Below are 15,175 nucleotides of genomic sequence, written 5' to 3' on the forward strand. Positions count from 1 at the left end.
CCCACGGGGCCCGGGACACCGCTCGTCTCGGGCCCCCGCACGGAGAGAACGGACAGGGGGCGCTGGCCTGACTTCTTCGACGCAAGGGGTTCGATCGACATGGCGACTACAGACATCTCCACTTCCGTCCCCTTCAGGGAGGTGACGGACGCCAACGGGCGCATGTACCGGATCGGCGAGACCGATATCGACATCATGGGCCGTAAGCGCAAGTGGATGGTCATCCTGCCGTGGGTGGGCATGATGGGCATCAGCTCGGCGGAGTACGCGTTCGCGTCCGCCGAGGACACCCTGCACACGGCACACGGGTGGGGCGATCAGCACATCTTCTGGATGCTGGGTGTGTGGGTGTTCTTCCAGGCCGCGGTGGCCTTCCCGGCAGGCAAACTGCGGGAGAGCGGCCGGCTCCCGGCCCGCTGGGCGATGATGCTGGGCGCGGTGGGCACACTGCTCGGCTATGTGTCGCTGGCGTTCGCGCCGCATGTGATCGTGGCGTACGTCGGGTTCGGCATGTTCAGCGGCATGGGCGCGGGCATGGTCTACGCGACCTGCGTGAACATGGTCGGCAAGTGGTACCCGGAGCGCAAGGGCGGCAAGACCGGCTTCGTCAACGGCGGTTTCGCCTACGGTTCGGTGCCGTTCGTCTTCATATTCACCGGCTACATGGACGGGACGAACTTCCGGGTCGTGCTGGTGGCTGTCGGTGTCTTCCTGGCCGCTGTGGTGGCCACGGCCGGTTACTTCTTCCAGGATCCGCCGAAGAACTGGTGGCCCGCGGCGGTCGACCCGCTGCGTAAGCCGGACGACCCGAGGGCGCGGCGGGCGCTGGAGAAGAACCCGCCGGCGGTGAAGCAGTACACGCCCAGGGAGGCGTGGCAGACAGGTCGCGTGAGTCTGATGTGGTTCTGTCTGCTGTGCACGTCCGGCGTGAACATCTTCGGTATCGCCTTCCAGGTGCCGTTCGGTGACGAGTCGGGTTTCGCGGGCGGGATCGTCGCGACGGCGATGTCACTGAAGGCGATCGTGAACGGCACGGGGCGTGGTGTGATCGGCTGGCTGTCCGACCGGTACGGCCGTAAGCGGTGCCTGATCTTCGTCTGCATCGTGCTGGGGCTTTCGCAGTACGGGATCCTGCTGGCGGGCAATATCGGCAATCTGCCGCTGTTCCTGCTGTTCTCCAGCATCTCCGGGTTCGGCGGCGGCGCGATCTTCCCGATGTTCGCGGCGATGACGGCGGACTACTTCGGCGAGAACAACAACGCCTCCAACTACGGCCTGGTGTATAGCTCGAAGCTGGTGTCGGGGTTGCTGGGTTCCGGTATGGGCGCTGTGGTGGTGGGCGCGTGGGGGTATGGCGGCGCGTTCGTGCTCGCGGGGTCGATCTCGCTGCTCGCGGGCTTTATCGCGCTCTTCCTGCATCCGCCGGGGCGACCGCGGGCAGGGCGTATCGAACCCAATCCGCGGCCGATCAGCCGCGACATGGGGTGACGGGTCGGACGTGTGACGGGTGGGTGGGTGAGTGAGTGAGTGGCCGTGGCTGCCGGGGGAATCGGCCGCCACGGCCACCCGCCGTATGTGCGGTCAGGACAACTGGCCGTCGTAGTCGGGGAGCTTGAAGGTCCGCTCGGCGTGACCGCCCACCAGGTCGGTGGTGTTGTTGCCGATGTTGGCGATGACGGTGTAGCCCTTCGCCTCGATCTCGGCGCGCTTGGCGGTCTTGTAGGCGCTCACCTCGGCGAAGAGGTCGGGCAGATCGCGCACGTACAGACCCGAGATCGGATACCCGGCCTTTTTGAGGTTGTACTCGGTGAGCGAGTAGATGATGCCCGGACGGGCGGTGACGAAGAAGATGTCCACGCCGCGGGAGTCCGCGTACCGGGCCAGATCGAGGACGGGCTTGATCGCCGGGGTCGGGTAGACCCAGAAGCCGTGGAAGTCCGTCTCCAGAGAGGTGTTGTCGATGTCCAGGACGATGGCCTGCTTCTGGCCGGAACCGCCTGCGATGCGCTGCTCGATGTACGGGCGGGCGACGGAGACGACGGCCGCCACATCGCGCTGCCAGGTCGCGTAGTCGACGTCCTCAGCCTGGGCGGTGACTGCCACCTGCGAGTCGGTCGCTTCCGTGGCGGATGCCACGGGGACGGCCAGGGTGAAGACCAGCGCGGTAAGGGTGGCCGCCGTCCGGGTTCTCCATGTGCTCCGTGTGCGGTGCATGGGGGGCTCCTTCGACTTGGAACAGCTCGGGGAAGGCCCTCCGTCCCGGAGGACGGAGGGCCTTGGCATGTTCACACCCCATGATGACCGGAAGGCAACATTCCCACTACCGGTCGGTAGGTAGCTGAGTGGTTACGGTTCAGCAGTTCTTCTCCCGCAGCGAGTGGAGATGGGCGCTGGACTTGCGGGCGAAGGCGAACGACTCGACGGGGTTGTCGTGTTCGGCCTGCCAGTGGTGGTCGCGGTAGCCGCCGTGGGTCTTGTTCACCGCCGAGATGAAGCGCTGGTAGTCGATGTCGCCGTCCCCGACGTCCACCATGCGGTAGCCGTCGCGGGCGGCCACGTCCTGCTCGCCGTCCTTGACGTGGAAGAGCGGGTAGCGGTGCGGCTGCTTGAGGACGTACCGCAGCGGGTCGAAGGGGGCCGCGGTGCCGTCGACGCGCTTGGAGAAGCGGAACTGGCCCGCGTACGCCCAGTAGATGTCCATCTCCAGGAAGACCAGGTCGGGGTCGGTCTCGGCGAGCAGGACGTCGTAGAGCCGGACGTTCGGCCGGTCGGTGGCGAAGGAGAACTCTTCGGCGTGGTTGTGCTGGTAGAACTTCATGCCGCGCTTCCTGGCGGCTGCCCCGTAGATGTTGAACTCCTCGGCCGCCCGCTTCCAGGCGTCGACCGTGGTGCCGTAGCGGAAGGGCCCGGAGGCGGTGCCGATGTGCTTGAGTCCGAGCGCCTGGGCGTCGTCCAGGACCTTGTCGAGGTTCTGCGCGAAGGTGTAGGCGTTCGGGTCGCTGGAGTAGTAGCCGACGTGGCTGCCTATGGCGCGCAGTCCGTGGTCGCGGGTGACCTGCTTGAGCTGGGCGAGGGTGATGGCGCCCGCGGAACCCTGGGTGTAGCCGGCGTACTCGACCTCGTCGTAGCCGTAGCGCTCCAGCTCGGCGAAGACGGCCGCGAAGCCGAGGGTGGAGACCTTGTCGCGCAGGGAGTACAGCTGAATGCCGAGGCGGCCGGGGGGCAGGGTGGGGCGGCCACGGCCCTTGTCGGCGGCGGCAGCAGGGGCCGCTGCGGCGCCGAGGAGCGCGGCGGCACTCGCGCCTGCGGCGACGCCGAGCATGCCTCGTCTGCTGAGCTTGTGGGCGAGTTCGGGGTCGTTGGTCTTGCTTGTGCGGCTCATGCGGCTCATGCGGGGGAACCCTTCGTTGTCAGTGGCGTCTGCTTCAGTGGAGACCAGCGAGTTGAAGCAGCAGTGACTTCACATCGGTGGCCGCGACGCGGCCGGACACAGCGCGGGGGGTGGAGCACAGAATGAGCGGTCCGTTTTCACACTCGTCGTCACTCGTGGGGAGGCGGCCATGGCTGCCGCGAATAGGTGACGGGTCCAGGGGTACGACCGCCAGGCGGTAGCGCATGCCCAGTTTCTTGCGGGCGATCGCCTTGGCCGCCTTGAGGCGTACGTACGGGTCGAGCGGGTCCATGAAGAGCTCGACCGGGTCGTAGCCGGGTTTGCGGTGGATCTCGACCAGCTGGGCGAAGTCGGGCGCCCGGGCGTCGTCGAGCCAGTAGTAGTACGTGAACCAGGCGTCGGACTCGGCGATGGCGACCAGTTCGCCGGAGCGCGGATGGTCAAGGCCGTGGGCCTTCTTGCCCTCGTCGTCCAGGAGCTGTTCGACGCCCGGGAGGTCCTTGAGCGCCTCGCGTGCCGCCGCCAGGTCTTCCGGTCGGCGTACGTACACATGGGCGATCTGGTGGTCGGCGACGGCGAAGGCGCGTGACGTCATCGGGTCGAGGTACTCCATGCCGTCCTGGGTGTGGACTTCGAGGAGACCGGCGCGGCGCAGGGCGCGGTTGATGTCGACGGGGCGGCTGACGCGGGTGATGGCGTACTCGGACAGGGCGACGACCGTGCGGCCTTCCTCTTTCGCGTCGTCGAGCAGCGGGGCGATGACGGTGTCGAGGTCGGCGGCTGCCTGGTAGGCACGGGGGTCGTCGGGGCCGTAGCGCTGGAGGTCGTAGTCGAGGTGCGGGAGGTAGCACAGGGTCAGGTCGGGGTGGCGGGTGCGCATGATGTGGCGGGTCGCGTCGGCGATCCACTGGCTGGAGACGAGGTCTGCGCCCGGGCCCCAGAAGTGGAAGAGGGGGAAGGTGCCGAGTTTCTCGGTGAGTTCGTCGTGCAGGGCCGGGGGCCGGGTGTAGCAGTCGGGTTCCTTGCGGCCGTCCGCGTAGTAGACGGGACGGGGGGTGACGGTGAAGTCGGTGTCGGCGCCCATGGCGTACCACCAGCAGATATTGGCGACGGTGTAGCCGGGGTGGACGCGGCGGGCGGCGTCCCAGATCTTGTCGCCGGAGACCAGGCCGTTGTGCTGGCGCCACAGCAGGACCTCGCCGAGCTCGCGGAAGTACCAGCCGTTGGCGACGATGCCGTGCTCGGCGGGCGGCGCGCCGGTGAGGAAGGTGGACTGGGCCGCGCAGGTGACGGCGGGCAGCACGGTGGTCAGGGGCGCCTGGGAGCCCGAGCGGGCGAGGGCCTTGAGGTGCGGCATGTGGTCGAGGAGCTGGGGAGTGAGGCCGACGACGTCGAGGACGAGCAGGGGGGTGGGCGTGGGGTGCGCGGCGTCGGTCATGGCAGCTCCTTGAGGCCGAGGTCGACCAGCAGGTCGCGGGCGAGCGTGAGTTCGGCGGCGATGCCGTCGGCCAGCTGTGTGCGGTTACGGGGGCGCAGTTCGTGCGGCAGGGCCTGCCAGGTGTACGTCTCGACCTCGAGGTGGCGGGTGAGCGGGACCGGTCCGCCGACGAGCCGGGTCAGGGTGTCCTTCAGCACGGGAAGGGTGGAGGTGAGCGGCGGGGCGGGCGGAGCGTGCAGGGGTACGTGGAAGTGGGCGCGCCATGGAGTTCCGTCGGGCAATGCTTCGTCGGCGAGGGCTTCGTGGAGGTCGTCGGTGCCGCGCAGGCCCGCGGCCGTGCTGGTGCGGGTCTGGTGGAGGAAACGGGGTTCGGCGAAGGCGGCGAGTGCGGTGCGTACCTCGGGGAGGTGGGGTTCTTCGGCGTGCAGGGCGGCGGACAGCTGCGCCTTGGGAATGGTGACGCCTGCCGCGGCGAGCGCGGCGAGGGCGGTCTGAGGATCTTCGAAGGAGGTGGCGAGGTGACAGGTGTCGATGCAGACGCCGATGCGGCTGTTGCCGACGGCGGTGAGCGGTCCGATCGCGTCGGCGGTCGTCTCGACGGCGCAGCCTGGCTCCGGCTCCAGACCGATGCGTATCGACTTGCCGGTCAGCTCTTCGAGGGCGTCGAGACGTGCGGCGAGGGTGGTCAGGGCGGTGCGCCCGGCCTCGGCCGCCGTGTCGTCGAAAGGAGTGCGCCAGGCGAGCGGGAGCGTGGAGATGGAGCCCTCGGTGGTGTCGTCGGGGAGGAGGACGGCGAGGAGGCGGGCCAGGTCGGTGGTGTGGGCGAGGCGTTCGGGGTCGGTCCAGTCCGGCTTGTAGACGCGGTACTTGACGTGTTCGGCGCCGAAGCCCTCGTAGGGGAAGCCGTTGAGGGTGACGACTTCCAGGCCGCGGCGGTCGAGTTCGGCGCGCAGGCCGCGCAGTGCCGCCGGGTCGGTGATCAGGGCGTGGGCGGCGTCCTTGGCGAGCCAGAGGCCGATGCCGAGGCGGTCACGGCCGAGGCGTCTGCGTACCGGTTCGCAGTGGTCGCGGAGTTGGGAGAGTACGCCGTCGAGGGTCTCCGCGGGGTGGACGTTGGTGCAGTAGGAGAGGTGGACAGTGGTGCCATCGGGGTGGCGGAAGCGCATGTGCGGGCCTCCTCATTCCCCGCCGCGGAGGATGGAGTTGCCCTCGTGCAGGGACTCCGGTTCCGGGATGTCGAGCTGGAGACGCCCGCTCAGTCCGTAGAAGGCGACCGGGTTTCGCCACAGCACCTGGTCGACGTCGTCCTCGCTGAAGCCCGCGGCGAGCATGGCGTCGCCGACCTTGCGGGTCTTGAGCGGGTCGCTTCTGCCCCAGTCCGCGGCCGAGTTGACGAGGACCTTCTCGGTTCCGTACGTCCGCAGGATCGCGACCATGCGGTCCTCGTCCATCTTGGTGTCCGGGTAGATGGAGAAACCGAGCCAGCAGCCGCTGTCAGTGGCGTGCTTTACGGTTGTCTCATTGAGGTGGTCGAGCAGGACGCGGTCCGTGGGAAGGTCAGATTCGCGGATGGCGTCGACGGTGCGGTGCAGTCCGGCGAGCTTGTCGCGGTGCGGGGTGTGGACGAGCGCGGGCAGGCCGTGGTCGGCGGCGAGCTGGAGCTGAGCGGCCAGTGCGAGGTCCTCGGCGGGGGTCATGGAGTCGTAGCCGATCTCGCCGACGGCGACGACGTTGTCCTTGACGAGATAGCGGGGCAGGGCGTCGAGGACCGGGGTGCAGCGGGGGTCGTTGGCCTCTTTGGGGTTGAGGGCGATCGTGCAGTGGTGGGCGATTCCGTACTGGGCGGCGCGGAAGGGCTCCCAGCCGAGCAGCGCGTCGAAGTAGTCGAAGAAGGAGGCGGGCGAGGTGCGGGGCTGGCCGAGCCAGAAGGACGGTTCCACCAGGGCGCGGACACCGGCGGCATACATCGCCTGGTAGTCGTCGGTGGTGCGGGAGGTCATATGGATGTGGGGGTCGAAGATACGCATCAGGACTCCTCAGCCTCCTTCTCGGACTGCTGCTCGCCGGTCAGGGTCAGCACGCGTTGGAGATCGGGGGGCACATCGCGGCCGGCGGCGGTGCGCTCGGCGGCGTAGTCGGCGAGCATCCGCGCGAGCTCGCTGTCGCCCGCGGCGCGGCTGCGCAGGCCGGCGACCGCGTCGACGGGCACACCGGTGAACAGGCACTTGAGGACGGCGTGCCGCCAGGAATGCGGGTCCAGGTGCGCGGCGGCGTACGGGCCGACGGCCGCGGCGACGAGGCGGGTGTCGTTGGTGCGCAGGGCGTCCTCGACAAGGGGAAGCGCGGCCGGGCCCTCAACGAGGGCGTGCAGGGCGGGGAGCACGGCGCGGCGTTCGGCGGCGGTGCCCTGGTGGTAGAGGCGGCTGAGGGTGGCGGTGTCGGCGCGGGACTCGATGAGGAGGAGGGTGCGTACGGAGTCGGCGTGGTCCTGGCCGCAGTGGCGGCCTGCGGAGGCGAACCGGAGCTCCCAGGGGGCCGGGGCCCTGGTGGTGTCGGCGGCGGTGTCGGCGGCGGTGTCGGCGGCGGCGTGCGCGGCTTCGGCGAGGGCCTCGTCCAGCCAGGCGCGGGCCGCGTCGGGGAGCCGCGCGTCGAGTTCGTCGCGGGTCGGCGTCACCATGCCGGCGCTCCCTTCGGCGGGACCTGTGAGCGGAGGAACTCGATGGAGGCGCGGGCCAGTTCGGGGCCCGCGTGGGAGTGGCGGGGCAGTTCTACGACGGTGAGGCCCTGGTAGCCGGTGGCGGCGAGGGCGTCGAGTACGGGCGGGAAGTCGATCTCGCCGTCGCCGAAGGGGAGGTGTTCATGGACGCCCCGGCGCATGTCCTCGATCTGGACGTGCCGCAGCCAGGGCGCGGCGTCGCGGACGCAGTCGGCGGGTGACGCCGGTTCCAGGCACTGGCAGTGGCCGATGTCGAGGGTGAGGCCGAGCGGTTCGGGGTCGCCGAGGAGGGAGCGGAGGTGGTGGAAGTCGGCGAGGGTCGCGAGGAGATGGCCCGGCTCGGGCTCGATGGCGAGAGGCAGGGAGACGCTCTGCGCGGCTTCGAGGACGGGGGTGAGGGACTCTTCGAGCCGCTTCCAGGCGATGTCGGTGGCGGTGTTCGCGGGGGTGATGCCGCTGAAGCAGTGCACGGCGTGCGCGCCGAGGTCGGCGGCGACCCGCACCGATTTCACGAGCAGCGCGGTGCGGGCGGCGCGGGCGTCCGGCTCGGGGTCGAGGAGGGACGGGCCGTGCTTGCGGCGGTAGTCCAGGACATAGCGGGCGCCGGTCTCGACGGTGACGCCGAGGCCGAGCCCGCGGAGTCTCGCGGCGACTTGGCGGGTGCGGGCGAAGAGGCCGGGGGCGAGGGGGTCGAGGTGCATATGGTCGAGGGTCAGCCCGACGCCGTCATAGCCGAGGTCGGCGAGGAGGGCGAGTGCGTCGTCGAGACGGAGGTCGGTGAGGCCGTTGGTCCCGTAGCCGAGGCGAAGGCGGGCGCCGCGTCCGGGTCCGGTGTCCGGGCCGGTGTCGGGGCTCATGTCGGAGCTCATGTCGGGCTCACCTTCCGTGCGAGCTTGCGGGCGAGCGGGACGAGTCCCATGACCGCGAGGGCGGTGACACCTGCTCCGGCGCGGGCGGCGAGCGCGGCCTGCAGCGGGATCATGGCCCGGATGCCGCCGCCGACGGCACGCTGAGTGAGGGGCGGGGAAGGGTTGAGGGCGGCGTGCAGAAGGGGCTTGGCGACGGTGCGGACATAGGCGACGGCAAGCAGCAGGGCGCCCGCCGTCGCGGGCGCGCCGGGTGACCGCCGGAAGCTGCCTCCTGCGGGCGATCCCTCGGCCCCCCGCATCTCGCCGGCCACGAGAACGCCGAGGCCCAGGGTCGCGGCGAGCGCGACGAGCGGCACGGCCGTGGAGCCGCCCTGCGCCTCGTGGCGCGACACGGCGGTGACGGCGTAGGTATGAGCGCCCAGCACGATGGCAGCGGGCACGGCGGCGAGCAGAGCACCTCCGGCCCCCGAGCGGACCACGTCCCCGCCTGCGGCGAACAGCCCGGACGACCGTGCGGCGCGCGCAGGTACCGCCTCTCGGGCCGCTCCCGCGCCCGCAGCGGTACCGGTTACCGGCCCCCGCGCGGCTGGCGCACCCGACGAGCGTGCCGGTCGCACACCCCCGCCGGGAGCCTTCGGCACACGACCGAAGACCGGCCCCCAGGGCGCTCCCGCGCCGGCCGACGCGCCCGACGAGTGAGCCGACAGCACACTCGCGCTGCGTGGCTTCGGCACATCACCGGAGACCGCGCCCCAGGCGCGCTGCCCAGCCGCACGAGCGGTGCGCGCGGCCAGCGCCGCACGCGCCCCACGTGCTCCCGCGCCCGCAGCTCGGGGCCCGGGCAGGCCGACTGCGGTGTGCGCAGGTACCGCCCCTCGGGCAGCCGCACCCGCGCCCGAGCCGTCACGGCGTACCTTCGGCACACCGCCGGAAACCGCGCCGGCCGCTTCCCGCAGGGGCGTGTCCGCGGCTGCCACGACTCCACCCCAGGAAGGTTCCCCAGGGGGGCCGGCCTGAAGTCGGCCCGCCGTGGCCACCGCGCCCAGGAGCAGGTCCAGGGCGCGGGCCGTGGCCATGGCCGTTGGGCCCGCCGGGGTGTGTTTGAAGTGGAGGTCGTACGACCAGACCGTCGCCGACAGGGCCATCGCCACCGCCAGGGACGGGCGGCCCGCGCGGGCCGACAGAGCGAGGCCCGCCGCCGTCAGGGCGCCGGCCGCCAGCAGGGCCGACGTCGGGGAGATGCGGCCCGAGGGGATCGGGCGGTGCGGGCGGTCCACCGCGTCCTCCTCGCGGTCCGCCCAGTCGTTGAGCGCCATGCCCGCCTCGTACAGGCAGAGCGACGCGCCGACCGCGTACGCCGTGCCGCGGTTGGGCGCGCGGCCGGCCGCCGCCGCGCCCGCGAGCGCGTCGCCCGGGACCGTGAAGAGCGCCGAAACACGCAGCAGTTCCGCCCAGGCCCGCACCCGGGCCCGCACCCCGGGCCGCGCCCCGGCCCTCACTTGGTCTCCCGCAGCCGGTCGGCGAAGGAAAGCAGAGCCGTGAACTGTTCCGAGAGCCCCGCCGGGCCCCCGTCCGGGTCCTTGAAGTAGAAGCCGAGTTCCGGCAGCGGCCCCGATATGCCCACCTCGTGGGCGCGGGCCGCCAGCCGTGCCAGGTCCAGGACCAGAGGGGCCGCGAGCGCCGAGTCGCAGCCCTGCCAGATGGTCTGGAGGATCATCCGCGAGCCGAGGAAGCCCTCGAAGGCGATGTGGTCCCAGGCGGTCTTCCAGTCCCCGAGCGCCGGTACGTCGTCGATGTGGACGGTTCCTTCCGGGACCGTGCCCAGCGTGTCGGCGAGCACCCGCTCCTTCCCCGCGTTCTTCGCGGCTGCCGCCGCCGGGTCGGCCAGCGCCGCCCCGTCCCCGCCGCCGAGCAGGTTCGTGCCCGACCACGCCCGTACGGACAGGGCGCGCTGCACGAACATCGGCGCGAGCACGGAACGGAGCAGCGTCTGACCTGTCTTGCCGTCGCGGCCCGCGTGAGGAAGTCCACTGGCCTCGGCGGCGGCGGTGAGGGCCGCGGTGCGCAGCCCGGTGGAGGGAGTGAAGTTGACGTAGGGGCAGCCCGCCCGCACCGCGGCCGCGGCGTACAGGGAGCTCGGCGGCAGCCGTACCGCGTCCGGCGCGGGCTGCGGTTCGGTGGAGGAGACGTTGATCACGACCACCCGGGCAAGGCCGTGCCGTTCCCGGAAGTCCGACAGGTCCGCGGCGAACGACGCGATCAGTTCTTCGTCGGTGCGCGTGTCGCCGGGCTGCGGGCCACCCGGACGTATCTCGGCGTCCGCGGCGGTCAGTTCACCGCGTACGGCCGCCGCGAGCCCGTGCGGCAGTACGCCCGCCGCCATCAGCTCCTCGGCCCGCTTGGGCAGCGGAGCGCTCACTGTGTCGTGTCCGCCGAAGACGAGTGACGCCAGGGCGGGCAGCCCGGAGTCGGCGAACGGCGGGGTCTCGGTGACCATGCCGTTCGGGGGATGCAGCCCGGCGGCGACCGCCGCGCACCCTGCGACCGCGGTGGTGGCGACGGAGCCACGCGCTCCGACGAACCAGACTCCGGTGTTTTTCTCAACGCACTCGACGTACACAGGTTGCTCCCTGCCACTTGATCTGATGAGGGACGGCGGGCGGGGAGTACGGCGTCTCCCCGCCCGCCGCCGTATGACGGGCGCGCCTAAGAGGGCAGCTCCTTGAGCTGAATGTCCCGGAAGGAGACCTTGTCGTCGGCTCCGTGGTTCTGGAGGCCGCAGTAGCCGTCCTTCAGGCTGCGCGCCGGGTCCGTATTGGTGAAGTCGTTGATCTTCACGCCATTGAGGAAGACCTGGAGACGTTCACCCTGGACCCGTATCTCATAGTTGTTCCACTGGCCCGGCGGCCGCAGGACGCGGTCACGGGCCCTGACGTCGGCCGATTTGAAACCGTAGACCGCGCCGGTTGTTCGATCAACGGCATCGGAGGCGTCGATCTGGATCTCGTAGCCGTTGTTCACCGCCGACCAGGGGTCATCGGAGGAGGGGAAGCCCACGAAGACACCGGAGTTGTCGTCGCCCGCCGTCTTCCAGTCGAGCTTCAGCGAGTACGCCGACAGCTGCTTGGCCTGGTACCACAGCATGCCCATGCCGCCCTCGGAGCGCAGTTCGCCGTCAACCACGTTGAACTTTCCGGGGCCGGCCTGCTTCCAGCCATCGAGCGTCTTGCCGTTGAAGACCGGCCGGTAGCCTGTCTTCGGTTTGCAGTCGGCCTTGACCTGGCCTGAGGCGTACCTCAATCCGCCCAGGAGGTGGGTGCGGAAGGCCGGCTCGGCGTACGACTCCTTGGTGTGGCCACCGCCGGTGTAGAAGGCCCGGCCTCCCTCGTACGTCTGGCACCAGGCGATCGGGTGGTCGCCCTTCATGGTGCCGCCCTCGTAGCTGGTCTCGTCCAGGGTGGCCAGCACCCTTGCCTGGCTACGCGGGTTGGTGCGGTAGTTGTACCACTCGTCCGTGCGCTCCAAGGACTCGCCCAGATGCGCGGTGGCCGGGTGGGTGTGGTCCTCGACCCGCACCGTGGCGGGCTGGATCTGCGGGTGGCCGGAGAAGTACGCGCCGACGAGCCCGCCGTAGAACTTCCAGTCGTACTCGGTGTCGGCGGCGGCGTGCACGCCCATGTAGCCGCCGCCCGTGGAGACGTAGTTCTCGAACGCCTGCTGCTGCTCGGCGTTCAGTACGTCACCTGTGGTGGACAGGAACACCACCGCGTCGTACCGGGCGAGGTTGCTGGTGGTGAACTGGGCGGCTGTCTCGGTGGAGTCGACCGTGATGTTGCCGCCCTTGCCGAGCTCCTTGAGCGCGGCGATGCCCTCCGGGATGGAGTCGTGGCGGAAGCCCGCGGTCTTGGAGAAGACCAGGACCCGCTTGGCGGTCCGGTCGGGCGCGCTGTTGGAGAGCTCGAAGTCGTCGACGTCGTAGAGGAATCCGTCGCCGCCCTTGAAGACCAGGAACAGTTCGGTGGTCTTCTTCGGTACGGACCGCAGGGGTACGTCGATGTCCTGGAAGGTCTCCCAGCCGCCGGTGACGGGCACCGGCGCGGAGCCGAGGATCTTGCCGGTGGCCGATCCGGTGCGCACCTCCAGGAAGCCGCCGGCTCCGCCGGAGGAGATCCGGGTGGTCAGCTTGGTCGAGCCGGTGAGGTTGTAGGGGGTGAAGGAGATCCAGTCGTTGTTGTGGATGTCGCCGACGGTCTTGCCGCCGTTGGCGGTGGCCTTGTCGTAGATCTTCACGCCGGAGGAGTCGCTGTAGTGCTCGGCCTGCCGGTGACGGGGCTGCAGCTGCGCCTGGTCGTGCGTGGTCAGCGCCGCCTGGCCGCCGCCCCCGCCGTCCGTGTACTCGGCGTCGAAGACCCCGAAGATATTGGCGTTGGGGTCGTGGCCGCCGTCGGCGGAGGTCTTGATGGTGCCGGAGCAGCCCTTGGCGGAGGTGACGGGGTGGCCATGGCTGTCATGGCCGAGGATGAACGTCACCTTCACCTTGGCGCAGTCGATCGGCCCGGCGGCGCCGTCCTCGGGATCGGTGACCTTCACCTTGAAGGGGATCTCGTCGCCGAAGCTGAACAGCGCGCCCTCCCCCGGGAGTTCAAGGGTCACCTTGGGCGCGGTGTTGCCGACGACCACATGGACGCTGGCGGAACCGGTACGTCCGCTGGGGTCCTTGGCGGTGACGGTCGCCGTGTAAGTGCCGTTCTTCTTGTACGTGTACGTGGGGTTGGCCGCGGTGGACGTACCGCCGTCGCCGAAGTCCCAGGCGTAGGTGAGGGCGTCGCCGTCGCCGTCCGTGGTGCCCGCGGAGGAGAAGGCGACCCGCAGCGGTGCCTTGCCGGAGGTCTTGTTGGACGTGGCCTCGGCGACCGGGGAACGTCCGCCGGTGGCGTTCTCGATCCGGTAGAGCCCGGTGTTCTCGTCGCCGCCGAACCAGGCGGTGCCGTAGTCGAGTACGTACAGCGCGCCGTCCGGGCCGAAGGTCATGTCCATGATCTGGGTGCCGGTCCACGGGATGGAGTTGATGGACTGGACTGTCCCGTCCTCGCCCTGCTCGATCCGCTTGATCCAGCGCCGGCCGAACTCACCGGCGAAGAAGTCGCCGTCGTACGCCTCCGGGAACTTCACCGGGGAGGTCGAGGCCGCGTCGTAGCGGTAGACGGGTCCGCCCATCGGGGACTCGGAGCCGCTGCCGAACTCGGGCAGGGAACCGTCGTCGTACGGGATCCAGGCGGGCTGCGCGGGCGGCAGGTCCACCAGGCCGGTGTTGTGCGGGGACTCGTTCTTCAGGTTGGCACAGTCAAAGGTGGCGCCGGACGTCTTGGTCGCGAAGTCGTAGTCGACGTACGGGTCGTTGTCTCCCGTGCAGAACGGCCAGCCGAAGTTGCCCGGCCTGGTCACGCGGGCGAACTCAACCTGTCCGGCCGGGCCGCGCTGCGGGTCCGCGGCGCCCGCGTCGGGACCGTATTCACCGACGTAGAGGACGCCGGTCTTCTTGTCGACGCTGAACCGGAAGGGGTTGCGGAAGCCCATGGCGTAGATCTCGGGCCTGGTCTTGTCGGTGCCGGGCGCGAAGAGGTTCCCGTCGGGGATGGAGTACGTCGCGTCGGCGTTGACCTTGATCCGCAGGATCTTGCCGCGCAGGTCGTTGGTGTTGCCGGAGGTGCGGCGGGCGTCGAACGCGGGGTTGCGGCCCGGCCGTTCGTCGATGGGCGTGTACCCATCGGAGACGAAGGGGTTGGAGTCGTCACCGGTCGACAGGTACAGATTGCCCTGGGCGTCGAAGTCGATGTCGCCGCCGACGTGGCAGCAGATGCCGCGGGTCGCCGCGACGTCGAGGACCTTCTTCTCGCTGGCGTTGTCGAGAGTGCCGTCCGCCTTGAGGACAAAGCGCGAGAGGCGGTTGACGCCGTCGTACTTCGCGAAGTCCGCGGCGGTGCCGTCGGCCGGGGCGTCGCCCGCAGGGGTGTTCAGCGGCGGCGCGTAGTAGAGGTAGATGAAGCGGTTCTGGCTGAAGCCGGGGTCGAGGGCGACGCCCTGGAGACCTTCCTCGTCGTGCGAGTAGACGGGGATGGTGCCCACCACGCGGGTGTTGCCCGCGTGGTCGGTCATCCGCAGCTCGCCGTTGCGGGAGGTGTGCAGAACGCTGCGGTTCGGCAGCACGGCCAGCGACATGGGCTCGCCGGTCTCCGCACCGCCCTTGGCGAGGGTGACTTGCTGGAAGTCCTCAGCTGCCGCCGCGGGTTGCGCCGACGCCGGCTTCTCGGCAGCGGCCGCGAACTGCGGCGCGGTGAAAGCGAGCGAGGTGGCGGCGAGAAGGCCGCCGGTGAGGAGTGCGAGTGCTTTGCGGGCTCTGAGCCGTTTCCTGTGCACGAATGTCCTCCGGAAGTGGCCGGTCGAACGGGCGGGTGCGCTCTCGGGGGCGGTGCTCGTACTGCACCGCGCGCCGGGCGACAGCCATGGAAAGGAACTCCCCCTGGACTTCGCCGGGGGACCCCCAGTCGGAATGGCGGGAGACCGGAGTGCGCCGTCACACCGGGACCACCTGTTACCTGTTTGTCATGTACGCCTGGTGGGACGTTAGCCGGGTTCATCCAGGACGGAAAGCCCTTGTGCAGCAGGGAAGTCAACTTTTCACCCGCGCAGGACAAAGACGCTTCAGGGCAGGCCGGACCGGCCCGGCGGCACCTCACCGCCGGGCCCTGACCTCGCATCAC

The 15,175-nt window shown here is 70.1% G+C and carries 11 protein-coding genes; 1 reads left to right on the forward strand and 10 read right to left on the reverse strand.

What is annotated here, in order from left to right; all coding sequences use genetic code 11:
• The first annotated feature begins 99 nt into the window (after positions 1-99).
• Positions 100-1,488, forward strand: a complete 1,389-nt coding sequence (locus tag ACIHCQ_RS43705) for an OFA family MFS transporter (RefSeq protein WP_399674782.1) — start codon at positions 100-102, stop codon at positions 1,486-1,488.
• Positions 1,489-1,581: 93 nt separating this feature from the next.
• Here the strand turns inward: ACIHCQ_RS43705 and ACIHCQ_RS43710 are convergent, their stop codons facing one another.
• The 10 genes from ACIHCQ_RS43710 to ACIHCQ_RS43755 all read right to left on the reverse strand — a co-directional run bounded on the left by ACIHCQ_RS43710 (position 1,582) and on the right by ACIHCQ_RS43755 (position 14,831).
• Positions 1,582-2,214 (reverse strand): HAD family acid phosphatase, encoded by a 633-nt coding sequence (locus ACIHCQ_RS43710; RefSeq protein ID WP_399674784.1) that lies wholly within the window; start codon positions 2,212-2,214, stop codon positions 1,582-1,584.
• 139 nt (positions 2,215-2,353) lie between these two features.
• Complete coding sequence (locus ACIHCQ_RS43715) at positions 2,354-3,382, reverse strand: sugar phosphate isomerase/epimerase family protein (protein ID WP_399674786.1); 1,029 nt, start codon at positions 3,380-3,382, stop codon at positions 2,354-2,356.
• A gap of 43 nt (positions 3,383-3,425) precedes the next feature.
• Positions 3,426-4,829 carry a nucleotide pyrophosphatase/phosphodiesterase family protein gene (locus ACIHCQ_RS43720; RefSeq protein WP_399674787.1) on the reverse strand — a complete coding sequence of 468 codons (1,404 nt, stop codon included), beginning with the start codon at positions 4,827-4,829 and terminating at the stop codon, positions 3,426-3,428.
• Positions 4,826-5,995, reverse strand: coding sequence for a metabolite traffic protein EboE (gene eboE / locus ACIHCQ_RS43725; protein WP_399674789.1), 1,170 nt, complete (start codon positions 5,993-5,995; stop codon positions 4,826-4,828). The genes ACIHCQ_RS43720 and eboE overlap by 4 nt, the downstream gene beginning before the upstream one ends.
• Before the next feature lie 12 nt (positions 5,996-6,007).
• The gene (locus ACIHCQ_RS43730; RefSeq protein ID WP_399674791.1) at positions 6,008-6,856 is read right to left on the reverse strand and encodes a TatD family hydrolase; all 849 of its coding nucleotides are present in this window, start codon (positions 6,854-6,856) and stop codon (positions 6,008-6,010) included.
• A complete protein-coding gene (locus ACIHCQ_RS43735) occupies positions 6,856-7,506 on the reverse strand; it encodes an EboA domain-containing protein (protein WP_399674793.1) in 651 nt (216 codons plus the stop codon). Before ACIHCQ_RS43735 ends, ACIHCQ_RS43730 begins: the two co-directional genes overlap by 1 nt.
• Positions 7,500-8,414: a sugar phosphate isomerase/epimerase family protein gene (locus ACIHCQ_RS43740; RefSeq protein WP_399674795.1), complete on the reverse strand. Its 915-nt coding sequence runs from the start codon at positions 8,412-8,414 to the stop codon at positions 7,500-7,502. The genes ACIHCQ_RS43735 and ACIHCQ_RS43740 overlap by 7 nt, the downstream gene beginning before the upstream one ends.
• Positions 8,411-9,913 carry a UbiA family prenyltransferase gene (locus ACIHCQ_RS43745; protein WP_399674797.1) on the reverse strand — a complete coding sequence of 501 codons (1,503 nt, stop codon included), beginning with the start codon at positions 9,911-9,913 and terminating at the stop codon, positions 8,411-8,413. The genes ACIHCQ_RS43740 and ACIHCQ_RS43745 overlap by 4 nt, the downstream gene beginning before the upstream one ends.
• Complete coding sequence (locus ACIHCQ_RS43750) at positions 9,910-11,061, reverse strand: inositol-3-phosphate synthase (RefSeq protein ID WP_399674801.1); 1,152 nt, start codon at positions 11,059-11,061, stop codon at positions 9,910-9,912. The genes ACIHCQ_RS43745 and ACIHCQ_RS43750 overlap by 4 nt, the downstream gene beginning before the upstream one ends.
• Positions 11,062-11,120: 59 nt before the next feature.
• Positions 11,121-14,831: a ThuA domain-containing protein gene (locus tag ACIHCQ_RS43755; RefSeq protein ID WP_399674799.1), complete on the reverse strand. Its 3,711-nt coding sequence runs from the start codon at positions 14,829-14,831 to the stop codon at positions 11,121-11,123.
• Between the last annotated feature and the right edge of the window lie 344 nt (positions 14,832-15,175).

The sequence above is a fragment of the Streptomyces sp. NPDC052236 genome (genome assembly GCF_044548015.1).
Taxonomy (GTDB): Bacteria; Actinomycetota; Actinomycetes; order Streptomycetales; family Streptomycetaceae; genus Streptomyces.